Origin of the sequence: Hyalangium versicolor, from assembly GCF_020103695.1 — a bacterium.
Lineage (GTDB): Bacteria > Myxococcota > Myxococcia > Myxococcales > Myxococcaceae > Hyalangium > Hyalangium versicolor.
Window position 1 is genome coordinate 1 of record NZ_JAHXBF010000058.1, and the last position, 22,891, is coordinate 22,891.

Below are 22,891 nucleotides of genomic sequence, written 5' to 3' on the forward strand. Positions count from 1 at the left end.
AGTCCGCTCTCAAGCGCTTGGTACTTCGCCGCGATGACTTCCTCCAGGTCCATGCCTACATTGATGGGCACGATCTCGGGCACCCGCAAACTGAAACTTTATTCCTGCGCGGCTCCTAACCGCGTCGGCGCCCTGGACTGGCTGATTTCGCGGCTCAATACCCAGCCCGCTCGTACCCCTGTCAACGCTTCACCTGCACCCTCACGAGTGTCGGCGCATGACTCGGGGCCATCGTGGGTTGCTAGCCCTTCGATGTACGACTCTTTCATTCGCAACTCCATGCCGGTTTATCCCGGCGCACTAAATGTTCGCCCAGCCTCATGGTGACGGGATGTCCGCCGCTCCTGAGCAACCAGACGGACAGCCCGCTTCCACTGGCGGTGGGCACAGGGCGCGCAGGACGCTCGCATAGCGTCCGCCTCGCGTCCTCCTCCGGCTCAGTAGGCCGCTCGCTCTCCTCTTCTCAGATGGGCACGGCGATCAGTTACGTCATTTCGATCGTGGCGTGGCCCATCAGTTCCTGGCTCACTTTGAGCGGAACGCCCCGCATCGCAAACAAGTGCCTCACGGCGGAGATACCGATCGCACGTCAGGACTTCCTCGACATTGCGGCGTTCCTGGAGAAGCACCTCGTGGGAGGTCGAGCGGCTACGCCCGGTTGACGGTCGGTCACGGTGAGCAGTACAACAACGGGCAGTGGCACTCGACGGGTGCCCGCCGCCCACACCGGCAAAGCCGAATCGGCACCGACGTCCCCCAACGCTCTCATCTCTGAGCGCTGCGGTCCTGAGTGGGCCACGACCGACGAAGGCGCTTTCCGAGGAGAGAGTTCCATGTCACGTCTCACGTTTACGCACGCCGAGGTCGAGCGCCTGAAGCGCTTGGCGAAGGAGGCGGCCAAGCAGGAGGGGCTCCCCCACCTGCAGTGGCTGAATAACTTCGCAAAGAGCGCGGGCTACATCGACTTCCGTGACCTGAAGCACCGCGCGAAGCCGAACTCGAAGGCGGGTGCTCCGCCGACGCAGTTGGCCCCGACCGATCCGCTGCCTCCACGCGTCGAGCACCGGAGCAAGCACCGTCTCATGAAGTTGGTCGAGGAGCACGGTCCCTGCCGTTCGCAGTGGCGTCGCGGCCCGGCGTTCGCTTACGACTGCATCCTGTGGAAGGGCCACGACGGCCCGCATAGTCGGTTCGAGAAGTCGTGGACCGACGCCGAGGGCTACATGCCGACGGCCGCCGAGATCCGCCAACTCGAACACGAGGAGGCGAACGGCATTATGCGGGAGTTCGTCCTGAAAGACGGTGAGTTCGTCGAGGTCACGCCGGACGACGGCGTCCGGAAGCCCGGCGAGGGTCGCAACAAGTTCCGCTACATGGAGGAGATGCTCGAAGCAGAGGACGACGACGAGCCCGATGACGAGACGTTTCCTCCGGGCGACGACGGCTTCGTCGATGAAGACGAGGACGATAGAGACGACGGCGAGTAGCGCGAGCCAAGGGCGGAGGTCTCGTTCGAGCCTCCGCCCTCGGTGCTCAGTTTGCTACCCCTTCCGCACGACCCGCGTCGAGGTCGTGGTCGCCGACTCGACGGTCCACTTGCCGCCCACATCGACCAACGAGCCGGTGGCGGCCGCCTCGACCTTCTCTCCGTTCTCGCCTTGCTCCTCAGGGGTCTCCCCAACGAAGGTAAGGCCCACGAGGAAAGTGATCCGCCCGCGCCCGGCCCAGCGCGAGCGCTCGATCTCACCCTCGTCGAACTCGAACGGCGACGCGTTCGTCTCCATGAACGCGCTGCTGAGGTCATCGTCCCTGACGAGTAGGTATCCGGCGATCTCCGTCAGCATGTCTTCCACGATCTGTTCTGGCTTCACGACCATTTTCTTCTCCTTTGGGGACCATCCCCATGGCCCTTTACAGAACCGGATCTGCGCGACCGGTCGCGGAGCCCAACTATTTTTAGATCCCGAGTGATTTCGGGGAGTTAGGCGTTTTTTTTGGTGTCTCCGTCGGTGATCTGCGGCCTTCGCGCGTGCTGTGACGTATCGGGAGGACAGGAGGGCTGTTGGGGGTAGCGGGTTGGAGCAGAGTGGGAGGTGAGGGCCGCTGACGGGTAGCCCATGAGCCGCACGCCGGGCCGGCGCAGAAGCGCGCGCAGGAAGACAGTGAGAACATGGCGCGCTAAGGGGCCGCCATGCGTCCGAGAAGCACGGGCCCGGGGGTTTTGAGCCGTAGAGGCGGCACCGCTGTTCTAGAGCCCTTGCAGCGGTGCGCGTGGTGCTCCCCGGGCGCGCTCTCTTGCCCGGCTTCCGCTCTTCCAAGCTGCGGTGCTCCTCCTGGGGCCGAGGTGGGCCGGGCTAGGAGCTGACCGACGCGGGCCCCCGGGTCCGAGTTGGCGCTGACGGACGCGCGCCCCCGAGCCGAGCTGGAGCTGACCAACGCGCGCGCTCCCGAGCCGAGTTGGGGCTGACCGACGAGCGCGCACCAGCGGGCCAAGTTGGAGCTGTACGATGCGCGCACCCATCGGGGCCGAGCTGGATCTGTACGATGCGCGCACCCATCGGGGCCAAGTTGGAGCTGACCGAGCCGAGTTGGAGATGTCCGACGTGGGGTAAATATTCGCTGTGCCCAGTGGTGAGGGAGGCCACCGTTCATGGGCCCGCAGCTGGACTGCCCCGCTCCACTCGCAGTGGGAGACGGAGCACGCGGGACTCTGACGCGCTGCCTGGATGACGTGCTCCACCATCTCGGCTGGCCGGTACCTCTTCCCTCCCCCTGATGGGACACGGCGATCTGGTACGCGCTGACGGCCCGCCCTCAACCGCTCTACCTCCTGACGGAATTGCTCCAACTCCTGCTCCATGGACTCCTACTCGAATGGAGCCCTGGTGCTGTCACGGCTCAACACCACTCGTCACGACGGGGTACGGCGAACAGATACGTCTCGTACGAGTCCGCTGTACCCCGTCGGGATACCGGGTTGATCACCGGTTTGCCGTGCCCTATCCGCGCCACGAGAACACCCTATCCGAGGCCGCGTAGGGCGCGCAGTCTTCGGTTGCTCCTCTTGGGAATCGTCACGCTGCCGTGGGTATTGATGGCTGCAAGCCGCTTGGATCCTCGATCCACAGCGAGCAGGCGATTGCGCGGCGGTTCAGGTGGCTGCGGGAGGCGAGCCGTAGCGGACCCAGCGCCACCAACGACGAAGGAACATGACGGCAACGGCCGGGAGAAAGGCCAGTAGCGAAAGGGCCGTGGTCCTCGGTTCATATGTCGCGGTGAGGGACGTGATGACCCATGCGCGCGTGGAGAAGTACTCGCCAATCTCCCATGTCCGCTCTGCATCCTTCGAGTAGCGATGGATGGCACATTGTTCCGGCTGCTGTTCAGGAATCCTCCTCTCGGCCTCCGCCGCGGCATCCGAGCCCCACCCACCTTGCAGGAGATCCCTTTCGGCATTGAAGAGGTCCATCAGTCGTTCACCCTGCTTGTCCTTCGCTGAGAGGAAGCACTTGCGGGCTTCCTCCAGAACGGAGTGGTCGTGCACCTGGATGGTCACGGTGGCGGCAACGGTGAGCCCTCCCATAGCGATGAGGAGCCACAGGAGAGAGAGGTAGAGACGGTGGAGCATGTTGGCCCGCAATATCAGCAGAGTTTGGGGACCTTGGCTTGACTGGGTATGGCGGAGCACGCGCAGTGGCGCTGCCCGACAGGTGAGGTAACGGTCGCTCGCCTCAGCAGGCAGGCCAGCTCAGCCCTAGGATACGGGGCACGGCAAACACTTAGGCAGCAAGAGATGGGGCAGTACGCCTTCTTGCGGGCTCCACCGGGTCTGTTTCACCTATCCGACGGAGGGAGCGCTCCACCAGCCCGAGTTGGCGCTGTCCGACGCGCGCACTCTCCATCGAGGCCGCGCAGCACTCTCTACTGTGCCCTGATCAACGCCATCGCGCGACCGCAAGCCCGTTGGCTTCCTTCGCGCCCACAGCATGACCGGGCTTGGATCCCTCTTGCTTGTCCAAGCCCAGATTGCGCCCGTAGGTCAGCTCGACGCAGATCGGCACGGTGCGCCCGCCTGGAAGCTGGGCACGGCGATAACGGCCGTAGATGCGATCTCCCGTCGTCCACAGGTGCCCCTCTAGCCGTGTCCCCTTCGGAGCTTTGCCCTCATCCCTGGCAAGCTCACCGGTCACGGGACCGTCATTGTGCACTGTGAAGAAGTCTTCATCTTTGGTCAGGTACTCGGGAGCCCTCTTGGTCACGTCAACGACGATCCCGGGCTGTGTTCCTCCTCCCATCCTCCAACCTAGCTCTTTCCGCATCGCGTCAACGGCTTCCTGGGGGCACGCCTCCGGCTCCGGGCGCGTCTGCACACCCGTGCATCCCTCTTCAACCCACGCGAGGGTGAACACGAGCAGCGCGCACCGCTGAACCTTCGAGAGCATGCGCCGGGGGCTGGCCTTCTGCGGGTTGGGCACGCCGTTGGTGAGGGTGGGTGAATTCTCGGGCAGTTGCACGGAAGGGCTCGCCTCCTTCTGGGTAGGGGGAGACGAGGGTAACTGAGCGGGGCGGCTTGTCGGCTTTTCGGCCAGCACGGGCGCGGGTGCGGTTTGCTCCACGGAGCCGCTCCGGGCCACGGGGGGCGGCTCCGCTGGTACTGGCCTGTGCAGTACAGAGGCGGCCACGGCTGCCGCGAGCACCACGAGCGCCAGCAGTCCAACGAGTGTCGGACGGCGCAACGCAAGACGCGCACTGTTGAGCGCAGCAACTCCGGCTCCCTGCACGGCGGAGGGGTGAGAGGGGATCGGCACCTCCACGCCCCCGGGCTGCCCCTCCTCGATTGGGGCGGGCCCCCCCTCGGCGGGTTCTGGCGGGAGTTGCGCGGAGACGAGGTGGGGACGGGTGTCGCGCCACTCCGGGCCCTCGCACTTCGCGAAATCCTCTAGCGGACGCCGCGCATCTTTCGCCGTCGCGGGCCGCTCCTTGAGCGAGGGGTGGAGCAACATCATCGCATAGGTGCTCAGGTCCAGCGGCACGCGCCCCTGGGTGACCTTGAACGGGGAAGCAGGAGCCACCGCGCCCTGGAGCGAGGGCCGATTCTTGCTGAGGTCGGGGGTTGGGTCCGTCAGCACGTCGTAGAGGTCGGCTCCGAGCGCGAAGATGTCATCGGTCGCCTGGAAGGTGTAACGCGCCTCCGGGTTGTGGAGGTTCTCCCGCCAGAAGCGCATCGCCTCCGGGCTGCGATTGCGTGGCGTGCAGGGGGGTAACTGTGCATCCGTCAACTCCGCGGCGTCCGCGTAGTCCGCCGCCCCGAAGTCGATGATCACCGGCTCGCCTTCCTTGGTGAGCATGATGTTTCTCAGGCTCAAGTCGCGATGGAACACGCCCCGCTCGTGCATGTGCTCCAACGCGTCAAACAGCTTGAGGAACACCACGACGTCTTCATGCACGGTGGGATAGGTCCGCCGCACCCACTCCCCCAGCGTGTAGCCGTCGACGAGGTCCAGGACGACGTAGAGAAAGCCCGAACGAGGATCCCCGCAACGACCGTGAGCCCACATGCGGATGATGTGGGGATGGTCGAGTTTCTGGAGGCAAACCACCTCGCGCCGTGCGCGCGCATCCGTCTGCTTCGGATCACCGCGCGTGTCCACCTGACAGGCCACCTTGAGAGCGAAGCGCTTCCCGTCCTTCTCCACCTCGTAGACAACGGCATAGCTGCCGCCGCCGATCTTCCGGACGATGCGCCAGCCATCCACCATCTGACCGGGCGCAAGATTCTTGGGATCCAATCGCCAGAACATGCCGAGCACCTCTCGCTTGTGGCTACAGAGTCACCTGGGGAACGGACAGACAGCGGCTCCCGTCAGCGTTGCAGACCCGCAGCGAGTGCAGAGCCTGCAGCCATGCTTCCGGCTCCCGCCCGGGCATCTCCACCTCAATGGCCACGCTCACCGTTCCGCCTGGGGGGATAGCTACCTGTCCAGAGAGCACCGCGCGGGCGCGGCGCGCCACTCCTCCCGCTGCGGGCGTGACTTCGGCCCATGCAGGCGTCCACGGCTCCGCCCCGGGGTTGCTCACTTCGAAGACAACCACCGTCCACGTTGACGCCGCGAGCACCCTGCACTGGTCGATGCGAAACTCGCCCTTCGCCCGGCGGCACTCCTGCCAGACCAGAACCATCATGCCGTCCGCGTCTACGAGCCCCGCGAGCGCCACGGCTGCCGGGCTTACGGCTGGGGGCCGCGCTTTCAACTCCTCCAGTTCCCCGCTCTGGGCCTCGCACCGCTCACGCGTGACAGCCAGTTCCACGCGGCACGCCTCCACCGTCTGCTGCGGGCGGCTGACACTGACCACGGTATCCACCTCACCCGGTTGCCCGGTGAGCAGGAACACGACGCTTTCAGGCGAGCCCTCGCGATAGGTGAACCGGAGCGCCAGCCGTTCCGTAGGCGCGATCGGCGCTGCGAGGACAAGCGTGATGCCCAGATCGCTCGGGTCGACTCTGGCAAAGCGGGCGCGGCCCTCCACCTGGACAGACTCACGCACGATCGGCGCATCCAGGACGATGAACGTAAAGGAGCCAGGCGCCAGGTAGATTAGCGGCGACTCGCCCGCTTTACCCGTAAGAACGATGGAGCGGGGACCCGAGCGCCCATCGGGCGCAGCCTGTGCCGTTGCGGCAATGCACCCCAGCAGGGAGGCGAGCGCGACGGCATGCAAGGGACTGGGTAGGAACAAGGCGAGCGAACCTCCTGGGTTGGCTGCCACAGTAGCAGACTGGAGACGCCCTCCTGCTCCGGGCGGGCATCCCGCCAGTCAGTTTCCAGGAGGAAGTGGACAGCCTGAACCTGGGGTTGCGCTTCACGGGAGCGGAGCGTGTTGGCTGCACCCGTACTGCACGCTCTCACCGGCACAAGCGAAGGGGCTGGAGCCATCGGGAAGCTTTCCCAGCGATTCCAGCCCCTTACAGGTGTGCGCTCAGAGGGACTTGAACCCCCAACCTGAGCCTGCCCCGGTTTCGTAGACACAGGGTTTATGCTGCCAAGCGACTCAGAACGTGACGGTGATGGGGGTGCCGATCTTGCCGTTGTTGTCTTTGATCAGCTCCGGCTGGTCCGAGTAGACGAAGGCCCCGAGGAAACCTCCTGGCGTGGCGTCCCAGAGATGTCCCTGGATCTCCAGCGGCTGGCACTGCCCCGGTTCGAGGACCGCGGTGTTGCCATCCCCCATGTAGAAATCCTGGGGCTCCCACGGCAGGGACGAATACAGGCCCTCGACGATGTCATCCTCGGACAGGATCAGTGTCACAGACGCACTCCTCGCCAAGGTGCCCTGATTGCACACCGACACCGCGGCGGTGAGCGAAGCATCCGGGGGCAAGCTCGCGGGGCCGGTCACAGCCGTCACCACGAAGTCCGGAGCCGAGCCGATGCCAATGCGACTGCCCACAAGGCTGTCATTGTCCCGGATCAGCTCCGGCCGCAGATCCAGGTTGGCCACCGCTCCCAGGTAGTACGCTCCGTCAGTAGGCATCGCGGCGGCTCCTGACACAGACACCGCCTGGCACTGCCCGGGGCTGAGCGGGTCCGTGTTCCCCGTTCCCAAGAGCAGATCCCGGTCCCGGGGCGGGAGCGAGGACACCGGCTGCGAGACGCGTGTGTCCGGGGAGACGAACAGATCCACCCGCGTGCTACCGGCCACCGTGCCCTGGTTGCACACCGTCGCCGTAGCGGTGAGCTGGCCGCCCTGGAGCACGCTGGGGGGGCCGCTCACCGCCGTCACCACGAAGTCCGGCTGCCAGCCAATGCCCATGCGACTGCCGATCAGGGCGTTGTTGTCCGGGATCAACTCCGGTGGACCGAGCCCGTCCGCGCTTGCCACCGCTCCCAGGTAGAACGCCCCCTCCGCCCCCCCACTCTGGCCCTGCACCGGCAGCGTCTGGCACGCTCCCGGCGCAAGCGAGCCGCTGGACATGCTCCCCACCAGCCGCCCCTGGGCCAGGGGTGAGAGGCCCGGCACGGGCGGCAGCGTCTGCTGATCGGGGGAGACGTACAGATCGATCTGGGAGACACCTGCCACGGTGCCCTGGTTGCACACCCTCACGGAAGCAGTGAAGGCGCCGGGCGCCGTGCTCGCGGGCCCGCTCACCTGGGTCACCACGAAGTCCGGCCCCTGACCGATGCCGATGCGGCTGCCCACCTTCGCGCTGTTGTCCTGGCGCTTCTCCCACCCGTTGGGATCCGGGTGCGCCACGGCTTGCAGGAAGTACGCGCCCGCGGCCGGAACCGAGGCCACACTCGGCACCGCGATCGTCTGGCACTCATCCTCTTCCAGCGGCAACTGCGCCGACGAGCCCGCGATCACCCCCTGAGCTTCGGGGAGAAAGGGCTCCGGCGACATGAGGAGGTTGTCCGAGGACAGCAGCAGATCCACCTGCGTGGTGCCATGGAACGAGCCCCTATTGCACACCGACACCTGGGCGGTGAATGGCTGACCCGGCAGCACGCTCGCGGGCCCGGTGACCTGCGTCACCACGAAGTCCGGTCCCCAGAAGGTGCTGAGGTGGCCAGCAGTGAAGCTGTTGTTGTCCTCGAGCAGCTCGGGGGTGGTGCGGTCCGGGTCGGCGATGGCTCCCAGGAAGTACAGGCCGTCCTCTCCCGAGAACGAGCAATGCACGAGCTGCGTCTCGCACTCCCCGGGCCAGAGGTAGCGGCTGTACAGGTCCCCCGCCCACGTCGCCTGGCCTATCCAGTTGACGTTGGGATCGGCCACGGAGAGGTGCTCACCCCAGGATTTGTACACACTGACCAGGGTGTTCCCACCCACGGTGCCCTGGTTGCAAACGGTGACCTTGGTGTCGAACGTGGCGACGCTGCTGATCAGATTCTCGGGGCCGATCACCGCCGTCACCACGAAGTCGGGCCGCAGGCCGAGGCTGATGCGGTGGCCCGTCCTGGCGTTGTTGTCCTCGCTCAACTCGGGCGTACTCTGGTCCGGGTCCACGACCGCTCCCAGGTAGGAGACTCCCGTCGGCCCAAGGGCTGAGCTCTGGATGGAAAGCGCCTGGCACCGTCCCGGCGCGAGCACATCGGTGGGTTGCGTTCCCACCCGGCGATCCACGCCGAAGGGCGGAGGCGTCTGGGCGTGCGGGGTGATGACCTCATCCGTGGACAGGTAGGCACTGACGGAGGTGCTCCCGCTCTGGGTGCCCTGGTTGCACACCGTCACCGAAGCGGTGAACGAATCGCCCGGGAGCACGCTCGGAGGCCCACTCACCGCCGCCACCACGAAGTCGGGCCGCAGCCCCAGGCTGAAGCGATCTCCCTGCTTGCTGTTGTTGTCTTCGATGAGCTCGGGCGTTGTGTGGCCTGGATCCGCCACGGCTTCCAGCGTGTACGTCCCCGTCACCGTGCGAAGCCAGGTGCTCACGGGTTGCGTCTGGCACTGGCCCGGGGAGAGGAAGTCGGTGGACACGGTCCCGAGGGACAGCGTGGGAGCCGGCGAGGAGCTGTCTTGAACTCGGGTCCCGTGCACCTCGACCTGGGTGCTTCCGCCTTGAGTGCCCTGGTTGCACACGGTCACCGAGGCAGCGAAGGGGCCCGAGCGTGCGCTCGGAGGAGCGGTGACCGCCGTCACCACGAAGTCCGGCAGCAGGCCCACCCCGATAGGACGGCTGCTGACGAGGACATTGTTGTCCTCGAAGAGCTCGGGCTGGGTGTTGTCCTTGTCCGCCACTGCCACCAGGAACCAGGGGCCTGCCGTGTCGACCGAGACCGGACCTGAGATCGCCAGCTCCTCGCACAAGGCGGGATAGGAGTGGTACAGGTTTGAGGCCCCCAGGAAGACCGCCGTGGGTGGAACAGGCAGCGAGACGGTCGGAGTCGGCGACAGATACACGGCCACCCACATCCAGGCCCAGGTCCCCCAATCCGTCCCCCGGTTGCACATCGTCACATGGGTGGTGATCTGTTGGCCCATGGTAGCGCTCACTGGGCCTGTCACCTTTGTCACCACGAGATCCGCCATCTCGCTGATGACGAAGGGGTTGCTGAACCGGGCGTTGTTGTCTTCGTCGGACTCGGGCTGGCTGTGGTCCGGGTCGGCGACGGCTGCCAGATGATACTCCCCGTTCTCCTGGCCCGTGCTCGGGCCGGACATCGCCAGGGTCTGGCACTGCCCGGGCTGGAGCAGCTCCGTGTTCGCGCTCTTCAAGAGGAGCGTTGTCGTCGAGTCCGGTGGAGGCGGCATGGGGCTGGCCGGGTCCGACGTCAGGAAGAGCGCCACCTGCGTGCTGCCGCTTCCCAGGCCCTGGTTGCACACCGTGACCTCGGACGCGAGGGAGTTGCCCGGGTGAGCGGTGATGGGCTCCGTCACCGCCGCCACCATGAAGTCCGCCGCCGCCGTCTCCGCCTGCCGTGCGGTGCTCCGGGGCGCTCCTGGAGAACTGTTCGAGTTCCCGCAGCCCGCGGCCGCCATCAGCACCACCACTCCGAGGATGCCCCTGATTCTCCCATTGCTTGCCTGTGGCACGCCTCACCTCGCGGAGGACTGCGGTTCGAGCCTGGAAGCTTGGCAAAGCGTGTCCTGCCATCCAAGCCACTTCCAAAGGAAGAGACGGAGGGGACCCGCCGGGAGCGACCGAGCCGAACCTGTCCAACTGTCCGACAGGTTTGCACCACGCGTCGCCGCCAGGGTATCTGTGAGGCTTGTTTGAATGGCCACGCACGACGAGATTTGCGAGACGATCGCCGCCGCGTTCGCGGACGCCGAGATGCCCTGCTCGGAGAAGGACCTGACCACGGGTGGGATCGATGGCCCGTACGCCGTCGAGCACTTCCTGGGCAAACGCCAGGTGGACGTCGAGTCGCACTTCCTACCGTCCCTCCACATGGAGGACTTCAGCTACATGACGACGAGGGCAGTCGCTTACTACCTGCCCGCTGTCCTGCGACTCATGATGAAGACGCCCTACGACTCCGAGCTGTGGATTTTTCTGCACGGCTTTCTCAAGCCGCGCGAAGGGCGCTACGCCCCGGGAGTTCGAGAACTCGAGCCGAGGCAGCTGCAGGCGATTTCGGAGTGGGCCAGCTATCTGCACGACGAGTGGCACGCGAACCCGCCGGCGCTGATTGATCCGCGCGACGCGTTGAAACTCGTCGCCGCTTACCGCCAGTGAGCGCCGGTCCCCGCCGCTTGGGCACCAGAGCATTCAGCTGACCCGCGTCGCGCGGAGCGCGTCCGGTGCTGCACGCCCTCACCTGCACAAGCGAAGGGGCTGGAGCCACCGGGAAGCTTTCCCAGGGATTCCAGCCCCTTACAGGTGCGCGCTCAGAGGGACTTGAACCCCCAACCCTTGGCTTCGAAGGCCAATGCTCTATCCAGTTGAGCTATGAGCGCTTGGGGAGAAAAGGTGGGCGGCCAACCGGAATCGAACCGGTAACCTCTGGAGTCACAGTCCAGCGCTCTAACCAGTTGAGCTATGGCCGCCGTGCTGCTTGCTGCTACGACTCGGTGAAACGGGCGGCTTCCCTATCGTGGAAGCCGGGGGCCTGACAAGGCCCAAATGCTCCAGGACGGTTGGCGCCCCAGGCAGGACTCGAACCTGCGACCCCCGGCTTAGAAGGCCGATGCTCTATCCAGCTGAGCTACTGGAGCCTGTACCGTCTGTTACAGCTATGTCGGGGCGAGAGGATTTGAACCTCCGACCCCCTGCGCCCAAGGCAGGTGCGCTACCAGGCTGCGCTACGCCCCGATCAAGACGGACATTCTTGGTGCATCGCGGACCGACGTGCAAGGTGAACCTGACGGACTTGTCACCCAGTCGTCTGGAGGCCTAGCAGAACCGGCCTCATCTTCCGGAACGCCTCCCCCCGATGGGACACCCCGGATTTCTCCTCCGAGGTCAGCTCCGCCATCGTCTTGCCCAGCGCGGGGATGAAGAACACCGGGTCGTAGCCGAAGCCATGCGAGCCCCTGGGCTCGGTGAGGATGCGTCCCTCACAGCGGCCCACCTCGATCCGCGCCCCTCCGCCCGGGAAGACCAGGCACAGGGCGCACTGGAAGGCCGCCGTGCGCCGGGCCTCCGGAACGCCCTCCAGCACTCGGAGCAGCTTCTGGTACCTCGCCCGGTCGTCCCCTTCCGCGTAGCGCGCCGAGTGAACGCCTGGTTGCCCGCCCAGTTCGTCCACGCAGAGCCCCGAGTCGTCCGCCAGGGCTGGCAGCCCCGACGCCTCGGCATAGGCCCGCGCCTTCTTCTCCGCGTTGGCCTCGAAGGTGTCCCCGTCTTCCACGGGCTCGGGGATGGGCGGCAGGTCCTTCAGGGACACCACCTCCACCGTGTCCCCTACCAGGCCGCGCAGCTCCTTCACCTTGCCTGCATTCGTGGTGGCGAACAGGAGCCGAGGCTTCCCCGCCGTCATCCCAACACCTTCGCCTGTGCCGCCGTGAGCTGCTGGATGGCCGCCAGGCCTCCATCGAGCATCCCGTCCAGCAGCTTCCGGTCGAAGAGCCTGTGCTCGGCCGTGCCCTGCACCTCGACGATGCGGCCGTCCCCGGTGGCTACCAGGTTGAGGTCCACGTCCGCGCTCGAGTCCTCCTCGTAGTCCAGGTCCACCCGCACCTCGCCGCCCACCACGCCCACGGACACCGCGGCCAGCGGGGTGAGCACGGGGATCTTCGACATCACACCCCGGCTCTGCAGGTTGCGCAGCGCCAGCACCAGCGCCACGTAGGCGCCGGTAATAGAGGCGGTGCGCGTGCCTCCGTCCGCCTGGATGACGTCACAGTCGATCGTCAGCGTGCGAGGCCCCAGAGTCGCCAGATCCACCGCCGCGCGCATGGAGCGGCCAATGAGGCGCTGGATCTCCATGGTGCGGCCACTCTGCTTGCCCTTGGCCGCCTCGCGCTGCGAGCGGGTGTGCGTGGAGCGCGGGAGCATGCCGTACTCGGCCGTCACCCACCCCGTGCCCTTCCCCATCAGGTGGGGAGGTACCCGCTCCTCCACGGAGCAGGTGACGATGACGCGGGTGTGGCCGAACTCCACCTGGGTAGAGCCCTCGGCGTGACGGTTCACACCGGGCGTCAGGGTGACAGGGCGAAGGTCCAGCACTCCGCGTTGGAAAGAACGCACGGGAAGCTCCTCGGTTGGAAAGAGAGTCGCTGTCTAGCAGAGCCGGGGACTCTCGGCTCAAGGAGAAGCAGGAGCCGCCACCGCCGAGCCCCCTTCCACCGTCACCGGCACCTCGGGCCGGGCGTCCCGCTTGCGCACCTCTCCCAGGAAGCCCTTCACCCCTTGGGCAATGGCCGAGATGAGCTTCTCCTGGTACTCGGCCTTTCCGAGCTGAGGCCCCTCCTGCGGGTGGGAGATGTAGCCGACCTCGATGAGGACCGCCGGGGACTCCACGCCCATGAGGACGAAGAAGGGTGCCTGCTGAACGCCTCGATCCGATGCGCCCGTGGCGGAGATGAGCTGCTGGTGGATGGAGTAGGCCAGCCGCGACGAGTCGACGTGCGCCTCCATGCGCGCCAGGTCATTGAGGATGAAGCTCAGCGTGGAGTCGCTCTGGACCGTATGGCTCGCACCGGCCTCCGCGTTCTCGCGGTCCGCCGTGGCCCGCGCGCTCGCGCCCGAGGCCGTCGCGGAGAGGAAGTACGTCTCGATGCCCTCGGCGCGCTCGCGCATCTTCTTCGTGGGCATGGAGTTGGCGTGGATGGAGATGAAGAGATCCGGCCGCTTGCTGTTGGCGAAGTCCACGCGCTGAGGCAGCGGCAGCGTCCCATCCTTCTCCCGGGTGAGGAACACCTGCGCCCCCATCTCGGTCTCCAGGCGCTCGCGCAGCTTCTTCGCGATCTGTAGGACGACTTCCTTCTCGATCAGCGTGCCCGAACCCTTGGCGCCCTCTTGCGAGCCGCCGTGCCCCGCATCGATGACGATGCGAGCACTTCGCTCGGCACGAGCAGAGGTGGCCACCAGCAGCAGCACGAGAGGGACGAGGGTACGAAGCTTCATGCCGCCCACGATGCTACCGAAGCCGAGGCCCCTGGGTGAATCCCACCCCAGCCTTCAGCCCACGACATCGATGCCCGGGCGGCCTCGCGCCACCTCGCCAATGAGGGCGGCTTCCACGCCAGCCTTGTCCAGCGCCAGCAGCGCCTTGCGCGCGTCCCGAGCCGGTACGGAGGCCAGCAGCCCTCCATTGGTCTGCGCATCCGCGAGCACCCACTGGATGTCCTCGGGGAGCCCCTCGGGGAAGCGCACGCGCTTGCTCACGTGGGCCAGGTTCGCCTTCGTCCCGCCCGGCACCACGCCCTGGCTCGCCAGCCCGGGTACCTCCTGGATGATGGGGATGCGCTCCAGCGCCAGCAGTGCCCGCGTCTTGGCCCCCGTCATCATCTCCAGCAGGTGCCCCAGCAGCCCGAAGCCCGTCACGTCCGTGAGCGCGTTCACCTTGAACTTCCCCGAGGCGAACACCTCTCCGGCGGAGCGGTTGAGCGCGGACATCACCTGCACCACGCGCTTCGTCAGCGCCTTCGAGGCCACGCCCCGCTTGATGGCGGTGGTGGCAATGCCCGAGCCCAGCGGCTTGGTGAGAATCAGCACATCCCCCGGCTTCGCGCCCGCGTTGGTAAGCACCTTCTTCGGGTGCACCACGCCGGTGACGGCCATGCCGTACTTGGGCTCGGGGTCCTGGATGCTGTGGCCGCCGAGGATGGGGATGCCCGCCTCGTCCGCCTTCGACTGCCCGCCCGCGAGGATCTTCTCGAGGATGTCGAGCGGCAGCTCTTTCGGGAACCCCACCAGGTTCAGCGCGAAGATGGGCCTGGCGCCCATCGCATAGATGTCCGAGAGCGCGTTCGCCGCGGCGATGGCCCCGAACTGGAACGGGTCGTCGACCACCGGCGGGAAGAAGTCCACCGTCTCCACCACGGCCAGGCCGGGCGCCAGACGGTACACGGCCGCGTCATCGTTGGTGGCGAACCCCACCAACGCCTGCGGTCCCTTCGCTCTCTTCAGTCGACGCAAGACCTGCGCCAGATCCGCGGGCCGGAGCTTCGCAGCTCAGCCCGCGCAGTGACTCAATTCCGTGAGTCGTTTGTGAGTGTGCTGTTCGTCGGCCATGGCGTCACCCCTGTTGCACGTACCCGCGCGAGATGAGCTGCACCACGGCCTCGGCCGTCAGCACGTCGTCCTGGTCCGCATGGTCCAGCACGCCGCCCAGGCTGCCGTAGTTGTTCACCAACTGGAGCACGTCCAGCAGCTCCGGCGTCAGCTCCTTGAGCGGAGCCGTCATCGGCTGGGCCAGCCGCATCGGCGAGGCCAGATCCGGCAGGTTGCCCTGGATGCGCTTGAACTCGTCCAACTGGCGCAGGGCGTCCATGAGGAGCGCCTCGGTGGACGAGTCCAGCTCCACCATGAACTCCTGGTTGTCGGCCGGGCGCAGCTCGAAGTCGCCGTGCTCCCAGGTGATGATGCGGTTGAAGCTCTTCTGCGGCCCCAGGTTGTGGTTCTCGTCGATCACCGCGTAGTACACGCGGCCCTGGCGCAGGTAGATCTTCCCCTCACGCTCACTGGTGATCACCAGCACGCCGTTCTTCTTGGACGTGTGGAAGAGCTGGAGCAGATCCGGCAGCGGGATCTCCTCGATCTTCCCCGTCATCGAAGACGTCTTCGTGGACCGGGCTGCCTGCGCCGCCGCCGCCTCCTCCAGCTTCTGCTTGACGACGTTCTCGTCCACGTTGGCCGAGTCCGCGCCCTGCTGGATGAGCTTGAGGATGGAGGTGCCGATGAGAATGCGGTCCCCCTCCTTCAGCCGCGCCTGCTTCACCTTCTCGCCGTTGACGAAGGTGCCGTTGGTCGAGCCCAGGTCCTCAATGGTGATGTTCCCGGCGCTGATCATGATCTTCGCGTGCTTGCGCGAAACCATGTCCTCGACGAGCACCATGTCCAGCTCGCTGGACCGGCCGATGACGATCTGCTTGTCCGCCTTCAGGGGGAACTCGCCGCCCTGATACTTCCCGGAGATGAATTTCAGGGCGTAGTTCTTCGACCCGCTCGGAGTGCTCACGTTACCGAGACCTCGATGAAGAGGGTTTCCATGGATATCAGCTTGCCTGCTCCGCCTTCCCCGTCCCCGACTCCTTCACCAGATTGAGGTACATCCGCGCGCTCTTGTTTTCCGGATCGCGCGCCAGCACGTCCTCCCACACCTTCACAGCCTCCGTCCGCTGGCCTGCCGAGTAAAGCGCGATTCCATAATGGATGCGACCCGGCATGAAGCCCGGATTCTGCGCGATGGCCTCTTCGAACTGCTTGATGGCCTCCGGGTGGCGCCCGGCGTCACGCAGCGCGTCCCCCAGTTTGATGCGGATGTCCACGAACTGGGGGCACAGCGCCAGGGCCCGCTGGTACTCGCCGATGGCCGGCTCCCAGGCGCCATTGGAGGCGAACACGTTGCCAATGTCCGCGTACATGTTGGCGATCTTTCCCTTGACGAAGGGATCCATCTCCCCGGGGGCGTTCTTCTGCCGGGCGAGGGCGTTCTGGTAGACCTCCTTCGCCTCGGCGTACTTGCCCATGTCATTGTAGATGACGGCCAGGTTGAGGGCGGCCTCCGTATACGCCGGATTGATGCGCAGCGCCGCCTCGAACGACCGCTGCGCCCGGGCGAACTGCCCCTGGTCGTGGTAGATGATGCCGAGCATGTTGTAGACGTCGGCGAACGATTGATTCTGTTCGGCGACCTGCGACAGGTACTGCTCGGCCTGCGCGTACTGCTTCTTGTCGAAATACCCCCGACCGAGGGTGAGAAGCTGCTTGAGAGCCTCGTCCATGTCCCTACCTCGCCAAGGCTGGCGATAAGACGGTTAGCCTACCTGAGGGCCGCCGAAAACAAGAATTCCTGACCACGCCGTTGAAGGATCAACCGGCTCTTTCCCTGTTGGCTCAAGGGACGGGAGGGGAGATCCCCCTCCAGGTGCCAGTCCTCGGTCACCATCGCCTCGTCCCGCTCGAGCCGGATGAACCATGCATCAGCCCTGTAGCGCCTCCGCTGGAGAGCCCGCAGGGTATCCAGATCCAGTTCTCCCACCCTCACCGACCCGTTGGCCTCTCCCCCGCCCGCGTCCCCCTCCGGTGGCAGCGACAACCGCGCCAGCGCCTCCCCATCTCCCGCATCCAGGGCTCTCCGGCGAGCCTCCAGCGCTCCGACGACCGCCGCCAGCCTCGGAGCCACCCGGCCCTCCGGCCCCCAGGTGCCGTCCCGGAGGACGAAGGGGATCTCCTCGACTCCCAGAGAGCTGACCTCGGTGTCCCCCACCGAGCCCGTGAAGTCCAGGGTGGCCAGGGCCATGGCCCGCTGTCCTCCGGGCTCCAGCTGCACGGTGATGCGATCGAACACGGCCTCGCGCGAGGTGAGTGGAGCCGGGAGTCCCGGGACGAGGAACTTCACCCCATCCCGCTCGAGGCTCTTCAGCTCGGTGATGATCTCGGGCTCGGGCCCGGCGGCAAACCCGAGCATGCGCGGCCCCACCACCACCAACAGGATGAAGGCGATCGCGGCGATGAGGATGCCGCCCAGCCGGCTCCAGTCCTCGCTGGACTTCACGAGCCGAGCATGCGCTGAGCCCGCTGCGCGGCGGGCGTGTTCGGCAGGCGCTGGAGGACCTTGCGCAGCGTCTCCTGGGCGTGATCCGGCTCCTTGAGCTTCAGGTACGCCTCATGGAGCGAGAAGAGGGCCTCTTCCTCATAGGGCGTCCCCGGGTAGCGGTTCAGCAACCCCTCCAGGCGCTGGGCCACGGCCCGCCAGTGCTCGCGCTTCCGATAGAAGGTGGCCACATACATCTCGTGCTGGGCCAGCCGGGCCTTCGCCTCGGCCTCGGCCAGCTTCGCGTCCTTGACGTACTGCGAGTCCGGATACTGGCGCAGGAAGTCGGTCATCGACCGGAGCGCGGACTGGACCTCCGTCTGGTCCTTCTCCTCCGAGGGCGGCAGGAGGAAGAAGTTGGACGGCATGTCCTTGAAGTGGGTGAGCGCGGCCCGGTACGCCGCGTAGTCCACCTTGGGGTGCGTGGGGTGGAGCTTGACGAAGGACTCGTAGCGCTCGCGTGCCTCGGGCCACTGCTCCTGCTCGAAGGACACGTCCCCCATCTTGAGCTCCGCCTCCTTGGAGGCCTCCAGGTAGGGGAACTTCGTCTTGACGAACTCGAAGTACTTCTCGGCGTTGAGGAAGTCGCGGTTCTCCAGCGCCTCGTTCCCGAGGTGGAGGTTCTCGTCGGCCTTGGAGGCGAATTCCGGGTCGCCCGCGCTCCGATCGAGCGAGGCACAGGCGGTGGAGAGCAGGAGGGCAGTCAGGCAGGTGACAGCGAGACGCATGGGCACGCGCGCAAGCTAATCGTCCAGGCCCGACGGATCCAGCGATGGTTCACCGAGCAGTTGTTGGACGACCTCCTCGGAGAAACCCCGGCTGAGGAGGAGACGTCCGGCCTTCGCATGCTCCTGGGGCTCCAGGCGGCGCCCGAGCAGCCCCCGGCGCTCCAGCAGCTGGCGGGCGGCAGCCAGCGAGTCGAAGTCCACCGAGCCGGTAGCGGCGGCCAGGGCCTCGCGAGCCTCCTCGGGGCGCAATCCGTGGACCTCCAGCCGCTGGAGCACCGCCTGGGGGCCCAGCCTCCCCTTCTGGAGCAGCGAGGCGGCCCGATCCCGGGCGAAGCGCACATCGTCCACGTAGCCGAGCCCCTGGAGCTTCTCCAGCACCTGCTCCTGCACCGAGGCGGAGAACTGCTTGCGCGTCAGGTAGAGCCGCAGCTCGTGCCGGCTCCGGGCGCGCACGGCCAGCAGCTTCAGGCATGCATCTGTCGCGCGCCGCACTGCCTCGGGGCCATCGTGCTCGGTGTCCATCGCTGGATCTCTAGCATGTGGTAACAGGCGCGGCATGCACCCCCTCATTGGTCGCTTCCTCAACCTCGAGGCCGCTCGGGAGACCCTCCGCAAGGAGAAGGCCGGCGAGCCGCTCGATGCCGAGGAACAGTTGTTCATCGCCGCCGCCTCCGCGCACCCGCATGAGCGCGCCGAGCTGCTCGGCGTTTCTGGCCGCAAACTCGCCTCGGATGCCCAGGCCTCGCTCGTGCTGCTGGCCACTCACACGGCCGCGCGCGCCATCGCACAGGACTCCAAGCTCGGCGCTGCCACCGCCAAGGCCCGCGAGGCGCTCACCTCCGAAGGCTCCAGCGAGGAGGAGACGGAGGCCTTCATCGCGGCCATCCTCCTGGAGGAGGCCTTCGGCTACGAGGAGGAGGTGGACACCTTCGACGCGGCCTTCGTGGAGGAGGCGCTCACGGAGGTGCCGGCGCTGGCGGCCCTCACCCGCGAGGGCGTGGATGCATTGATGGTGCGGTTCTCGGAGAAGGGCGCCACGGAGACGGAGCGGACGGCGCGGGCGCACATCGCCAAGAGCCTCTTCGACATTGCCTGGTCCGAGGGCCCGACGCCCATCAACCCCGAGCACATGGACCAGCTCGTGGAGTCGGAAATCGCGGACCAGTCCGAAGAAGTACAGGAGGCGCGGCTGCGCGCCACGGTCGAGCTGCTGCAGCTGCTATCCCAGCAGGGGCTCATCGGGCCCATGCGCCTGTCCCGACTCCGGGCCCAGATTGGCGACGAGGACGCCTGAGGGCGTCACCTGGATTACACGGGAAGTAAACCCTCCCCCTCGGTAGACTCCGCCTTCGTGAGCGAGGGTCCAGGGGGAGGAGCCCGCGCTCGTCTGTCCCCACTCCCCCCATAGGGGAAAATCCCTTGAAAACGACACGATCGATCCGGGCCCTGCTTGGCTGGACTCTCGCCATCCTTGGCGGCTGCAGTGACACCCAGTGGGAGAAGGCCGCGCAGCTTGGGGCCCCTCGCACCACGAGCCTGGGGCTGAACCTGGGAACTCCCAGCGTCCGGGACATCAACACCCGGCCCGCCCGGTTCCCACAACTCGGGTCCTATTCCGCGCCCCTGTCGAGCAGCGTGACACTCTTCACCGCGACCGACGAACTCCATGGCGACGAGCTGTGGCGAAGCGATGGGACCGAGGCCGGCACATCGCTCGTGAAGGATCTGGCGCCCGGCCTGGCCCACTCGGATCCCCGGTTCCTGACGCAGTTCCAAGGCCAGGTTTTCTTTGCGGCCCACAGTGATGGCTTCAGCGGGAGTTCCAAGGAGGCATTATGGAAGAGCGACGGCACCGCGGCGGGAACGGTCCCGGTGAAGCTCCTGCCCAGACTCTCTGGCAATGATCAGATCGGCGGCATGACCCAGGCAGGAGGGACGCTGTTCTTCATCTATGAGCAGGGCAATGCGCAGCATCTCTGGAAGAGCGATGGCACGGAGGCTGGTACCGTGTTCGTCCGGACACTGGGGAGCCCTGACAACGAATACAAGCTGCTTGCTGTGGGCACCACCCTGTTCTTCACCGCGAGGGACGTCACAGGCACACCCGAGCTGTGGAAGCTGGACGCTGGCGGGGCCGTGCGCCTCACGACGTTCACCCTGAGCACCAGCTACTACGCTCCAGAGCTCCTCGCCCAGGCGGGGGGCACGCTCTTCCTCGTCGCCGACAAGACCCTCTGGAAGAGCAACGGGACTCCCACTGGCACCGTTGTCGTGGCCACTTTCTCCTCGAGGATCACCGAGGTGGCAGCGGTCAACGGCACCCTCTTCCTCGCGAGCTATGGGGCCCTGTGGAAGAGCGATGGCACGACGACGACCCAGGTCCGCAGCTTCAGCAACGTACCGAGCGGGCTCGCCGCGCACGGCACGAGGCTCTACTTCGCCGGCACCGAGTCCGCCTCCGGCAGCGAGCTGTGGACGAGCGACGGCACGGCCGCGGGCACCTTCCTGGTCAAGGAGTTGGTCGCCGGCTCGGTGGGGTCGGAGCCCCGAGAGTTCTTCTCCTGGAACGGCGGGCTCTACTTCACCGCGTCGGTCGCCTCGGGCACTCGCTCCCTGTGGCGGAGCGATGGCACGGCATCAGGCACCGTATCCCTCAAGAGCTGGTCCGAGACGGCGGCTGCGACCCAGGCGTTACAGCAGTCCCACCTCTTGACCCCCGTGGGCAGCGCGCTGTTCTTCGCCCTGCCAGAGTTCCCTGACGATCGCCCCCCGCAGCTCACCTGGAGGACGACCGGAACCGCCAAGACGACTCGGGAGATGGCAGCCCTGTGGACGGGCACGCGCAGTTCCCAGGCCCGCTCCCAGGCGCTTGCCGTCGTGGGAGACAGCGTCTTCTTCGTCGCAACCGATGGAACCCCCGGTGAGTCGCTCTGGAAGAGCAATGGCACTCCGGCGGGCACGTTCCTGCTCAGGACCTTTGCGTGGATGGGCTCCGAGACTCCCTCCCGTTCAAGGACTGGAGCGGTCCGCGTGGGACAGACCCTCTTCTTCTCCGCGAACGATGGCGTCCATGGGCTCGAACTCTGGAAGAGCGATGGGACCGCTTACGGGACGGCGCTCGTCAGCGACATCAACCCGGGTGCGAACAGTTCCTACATCAATGAGCTCGTCGAGCTGAACGGGAGCTTGTTCTTCACGGGCAATGACGGCGTGCACGGCACATCGTTGTGGCGCAGCGATGGGACCGAGGCGGGCACCGCCCTCCTCAAGAGCGGAGGCACCTCCGGTAGTATCAGCGAGCTCACGGTGATGAACGGCGTGCTCTACTTCGTGGCCAGAGACGGCGTGAATGCTCCTGGGCTGTGGAAGAGTGACGGAACCGTGGGCGGCACGAGCCTGGTGAAAACTCCCCCGGGAAGCCGGTACTCCTACCTCAATCACCTCACGGCCGTGAACGGAACCCTGTTCTTCCATGCAGGGGACGGATACGCGGTGGCACAGCTCTGGAAGAGCAACGGGACGGAGACGGGGACAGTGCTCGTCAAGGACGGGCTCAAGGGCATCGCGGCGGCCTACCCGGCTCCTCAGCAAGGCCTGGCCTACTTCGTCGCGGATGACTCGACGAATGGCTACGAGCTGTGGCGGAGCGATGGCACGGCGACTGGGACGAGCCGACTCACGGACACCAGTTCCCTGTTCGTAACCGGGAGCCCGGGTTCCGTCACGCCCGTGGGCTCGGCGGTGGTCTTCGCCGCCTTCGACGACGCGCACGGCTGGGAGTTGTGGCGCACCGATGGCACAGCGTCGGGAACGAGCCTGCTGGTGGACCTGACGCCAGGTCCAGAAGACGGAGTGCTCGACCTGGTCAACATCCTCGGAGTGGAGGATCGTGGACTGGCGCTCTTCCCGGGTGTGGATGCGGCTGGAGGCTCGGAGTTGTGGCAGACCGATGGAACCGCGGCAGGCACCTTCCGGCGGCTCGATGTCGTCCCTGGCCCCGATTCCTCTGATCCCAACTCGCTGGCCCGGGTAGGAGACCGGCTCTTCTTCATGGCCGGCGACAAGACGTATGGCCGCGAACCCCGGTTCGTGCCCTTCCCCGCCGACCTGGGCTCGGCCACGGGAGCCATTGTCGTCCAGGGCTCCACCTGCGCCTCGCTGGGCCAGGTCACTCCGACTTGCACCAACAACGCCCTGGCGCCGGACACCTCGTTCTCCTGGACCGCGCCCTCGGCGGGGACCTTCGTGTTCACCACGGAAGGGTCCGGCTACGACACGAGCCTCGAAGTGACAGACCCGGTCTCCGGTACCTCCCTCGGGTGCAACGACGACACGGGAGAGACGCTCCAGTCCTCGGTGACCGTGAGCGTGTCCGCCGGGCAGACCCTGCTCATCAGCGTGGACGGTTACGACACGGAGTGCGGCGCGTTCCAGCTCGGGATCCACACCGCGCCGTAAGCCCTGGTAGCGCCAGCGACAGCATCCCCTCTCCCTCCGAGCATGGGAGGGAGAGGGACACAG

At 66.4% G+C, this 22,891-nt stretch carries 17 protein-coding genes, 4 tRNA genes and 2 pseudogenes; 4 read left to right on the top strand and 19 right to left on the bottom strand.

Annotated features, from left to right (window positions below):
• Positions 1–487: 487 nt before the first annotated feature.
• Positions 488–583: pseudogene (locus KY501_RS54520) on the bottom strand (tyrosine-type recombinase/integrase); the annotation flags it as partial.
• A gap of 250 nt (positions 584–833) precedes the next feature.
• Here KY501_RS54520 and KY501_RS52085 point away from each other — a divergent pair.
• The gene (locus KY501_RS52085) at positions 834–1,487 is read left to right on the top strand and encodes a hypothetical protein (RefSeq protein WP_224373070.1); all 654 of its coding nucleotides are present in this window, start codon (positions 834–836) and stop codon (positions 1,485–1,487) included.
• Between the two features lie 54 nt (positions 1,488–1,541).
• Here the strand turns inward: KY501_RS52085 and KY501_RS52090 are convergent, their stop codons facing one another.
• The 5 genes from KY501_RS52090 to KY501_RS52110 form a co-directional block, all read right to left on the bottom strand.
• Positions 1,542–1,877, bottom strand: coding sequence for a hypothetical protein (locus KY501_RS52090; protein ID WP_224373071.1), 336 nt, complete (start codon positions 1,875–1,877; stop codon positions 1,542–1,544).
• A 1,274-nt stretch (positions 1,878–3,151) separates the two neighbouring features.
• Entirely contained in the window at positions 3,152–3,628 is a 477-nt protein-coding gene (locus KY501_RS52095; RefSeq protein ID WP_224373072.1) for a hypothetical protein, read from the bottom strand.
• Positions 3,629–3,935: 307 nt separating this feature from the next.
• On the bottom strand, positions 3,936–5,801 hold the full coding sequence (locus tag KY501_RS52100) for a serine/threonine protein kinase (RefSeq protein ID WP_224373073.1): 1,866 nt from the start codon (positions 5,799–5,801) through the stop codon (positions 3,936–3,938).
• Between the two features lie 22 nt (positions 5,802–5,823).
• Entirely contained in the window at positions 5,824–6,738 is a 915-nt protein-coding gene (locus KY501_RS52105; protein WP_224373074.1) for a DUF2381 family protein, read from the bottom strand.
• A 312-nt stretch (positions 6,739–7,050) separates the two neighbouring features.
• Positions 7,051–10,530: a CARDB domain-containing protein gene (locus KY501_RS52110; RefSeq protein ID WP_224373075.1), complete on the bottom strand. Its 3,480-nt coding sequence runs from the start codon at positions 10,528–10,530 to the stop codon at positions 7,051–7,053.
• A gap of 184 nt (positions 10,531–10,714) precedes the next feature.
• Here KY501_RS52110 and KY501_RS52115 point away from each other — a divergent pair, with 184 nt between their 5' ends.
• Positions 10,715–11,176 carry a hypothetical protein gene (locus tag KY501_RS52115; protein WP_224373076.1) on the top strand — a complete coding sequence of 154 codons (462 nt, stop codon included), beginning with the start codon at positions 10,715–10,717 and terminating at the stop codon, positions 11,174–11,176.
• A 147-nt stretch (positions 11,177–11,323) separates the two neighbouring features.
• Here KY501_RS52115 and KY501_RS52120 read toward each other — a convergent pair.
• From KY501_RS52120 to KY501_RS52180, 13 genes and pseudogenes are all read right to left on the bottom strand, one after another.
• Positions 11,324–11,397 (bottom strand) — tRNA-Arg (locus KY501_RS52120).
• 16 nt (positions 11,398–11,413) lie between these two features.
• A tRNA-His gene (locus KY501_RS52125) sits at positions 11,414–11,487 on the bottom strand.
• A 91-nt stretch (positions 11,488–11,578) separates the two neighbouring features.
• Positions 11,579–11,655: transfer RNA gene (locus KY501_RS52130), tRNA-Arg, on the bottom strand.
• Positions 11,656–11,678: 23 nt separating this feature from the next.
• Positions 11,679–11,752 (bottom strand) — tRNA-Pro (locus KY501_RS52135).
• 61 nt (positions 11,753–11,813) lie between these two features.
• The gene (gene rdgB / locus KY501_RS52140) at positions 11,814–12,419 is read right to left on the bottom strand and encodes an RdgB/HAM1 family non-canonical purine NTP pyrophosphatase (protein ID WP_224373077.1); all 606 of its coding nucleotides are present in this window, start codon (positions 12,417–12,419) and stop codon (positions 11,814–11,816) included.
• Complete coding sequence (gene rph, locus KY501_RS52145; protein ID WP_224373078.1) at positions 12,416–13,129, bottom strand: ribonuclease PH; 714 nt, start codon at positions 13,127–13,129, stop codon at positions 12,416–12,418. Before rph ends, rdgB begins: the two co-directional genes overlap by 4 nt.
• A 57-nt stretch (positions 13,130–13,186) precedes the next feature.
• Positions 13,187–14,008, bottom strand: a complete 822-nt coding sequence (locus KY501_RS52150; protein WP_224373079.1) for an N-acetylmuramoyl-L-alanine amidase family protein — start codon at positions 14,006–14,008, stop codon at positions 13,187–13,189.
• A gap of 54 nt (positions 14,009–14,062) precedes the next feature.
• Positions 14,063–15,118, bottom strand: coding sequence for a selenide, water dikinase SelD (selD, locus tag KY501_RS52155; protein ID WP_224373080.1), 1,056 nt, complete (start codon positions 15,116–15,118; stop codon positions 14,063–14,065).
• A 4-nt stretch (positions 15,119–15,122) separates the two neighbouring features.
• A complete protein-coding gene (locus KY501_RS52160) occupies positions 15,123–16,064 on the bottom strand; it encodes a DUF4388 domain-containing protein (protein ID WP_224373081.1) in 942 nt (313 codons plus the stop codon).
• A 37-nt stretch (positions 16,065–16,101) separates the two neighbouring features.
• Positions 16,102–16,839, bottom strand: a pseudogene (locus tag KY501_RS52165) (tetratricopeptide repeat protein); the annotation flags it as partial.
• A 29-nt stretch (positions 16,840–16,868) separates the two neighbouring features.
• Entirely contained in the window at positions 16,869–17,603 is a 735-nt protein-coding gene (locus KY501_RS52170) for a hypothetical protein (RefSeq protein ID WP_224373083.1), read from the bottom strand.
• Positions 17,600–18,370 (bottom strand): outer membrane protein assembly factor BamD, encoded by a 771-nt coding sequence (locus tag KY501_RS52175; RefSeq protein WP_224373084.1) that lies wholly within the window; start codon positions 18,368–18,370, stop codon positions 17,600–17,602. Before KY501_RS52175 ends, KY501_RS52170 begins: the two co-directional genes overlap by 4 nt.
• 15 nt (positions 18,371–18,385) lie before the next feature.
• Entirely contained in the window at positions 18,386–18,892 is a 507-nt protein-coding gene (locus KY501_RS52180) for a regulatory protein RecX (RefSeq protein WP_224373085.1), read from the bottom strand.
• A gap of 34 nt (positions 18,893–18,926) precedes the next feature.
• On the opposite strand from KY501_RS52180, the gene KY501_RS52185 reads away from it, so the two are divergent.
• Both KY501_RS52185 and KY501_RS52190 read left to right on the top strand, forming a co-directional pair.
• Entirely contained in the window at positions 18,927–19,664 is a 738-nt protein-coding gene (locus tag KY501_RS52185) for a hypothetical protein (protein WP_224373086.1), read from the top strand.
• Between the two features lie 125 nt (positions 19,665–19,789).
• Positions 19,790–22,828, top strand: coding sequence for an ELWxxDGT repeat protein (locus KY501_RS52190; protein WP_224373087.1), 3,039 nt, complete (start codon positions 19,790–19,792; stop codon positions 22,826–22,828).
• Positions 22,829–22,891: the final 63 nt, after the last annotated feature.

Coding starts and splice junctions, on each gene's coding strand:
- KY501_RS52085 (WP_224373070.1), top strand. CDS start 834: ATGTCACGTCTCACGTTTACGCACGCCGAGGTCGAGCGCCTGAAGCGC.
- KY501_RS52090 (WP_224373071.1), bottom strand. CDS start 1,877: ATGGTCGTGAAGCCAGAACAGATCGTGGAAGACATGCTGACGGAGATC.
- KY501_RS52095 (WP_224373072.1), bottom strand. CDS start 3,628: ATGCTCCACCGTCTCTACCTCTCTCTCCTGTGGCTCCTCATCGCTATG.
- KY501_RS52100 (WP_224373073.1), bottom strand. CDS start 5,801: ATGTTCTGGCGATTGGATCCCAAGAATCTTGCGCCCGGTCAGATGGTG.
- KY501_RS52115 (WP_224373076.1), top strand. CDS start 10,715: ATGGCCACGCACGACGAGATTTGCGAGACGATCGCCGCCGCGTTCGCG.
- rdgB (WP_224373077.1), bottom strand. CDS start 12,419: ATGACGGCGGGGAAGCCTCGGCTCCTGTTCGCCACCACGAATGCAGGC.
- KY501_RS52150 (WP_224373079.1), bottom strand. CDS start 14,008: ATGAAGCTTCGTACCCTCGTCCCTCTCGTGCTGCTGCTGGTGGCCACC.
- KY501_RS52175 (WP_224373084.1), bottom strand. CDS start 18,370: ATGCGTCTCGCTGTCACCTGCCTGACTGCCCTCCTGCTCTCCACCGCC.
- KY501_RS52180 (WP_224373085.1), bottom strand. CDS start 18,892: ATGGACACCGAGCACGATGGCCCCGAGGCAGTGCGGCGCGCGACAGAT.
- KY501_RS52185 (WP_224373086.1), top strand. CDS start 18,927: ATGCACCCCCTCATTGGTCGCTTCCTCAACCTCGAGGCCGCTCGGGAG.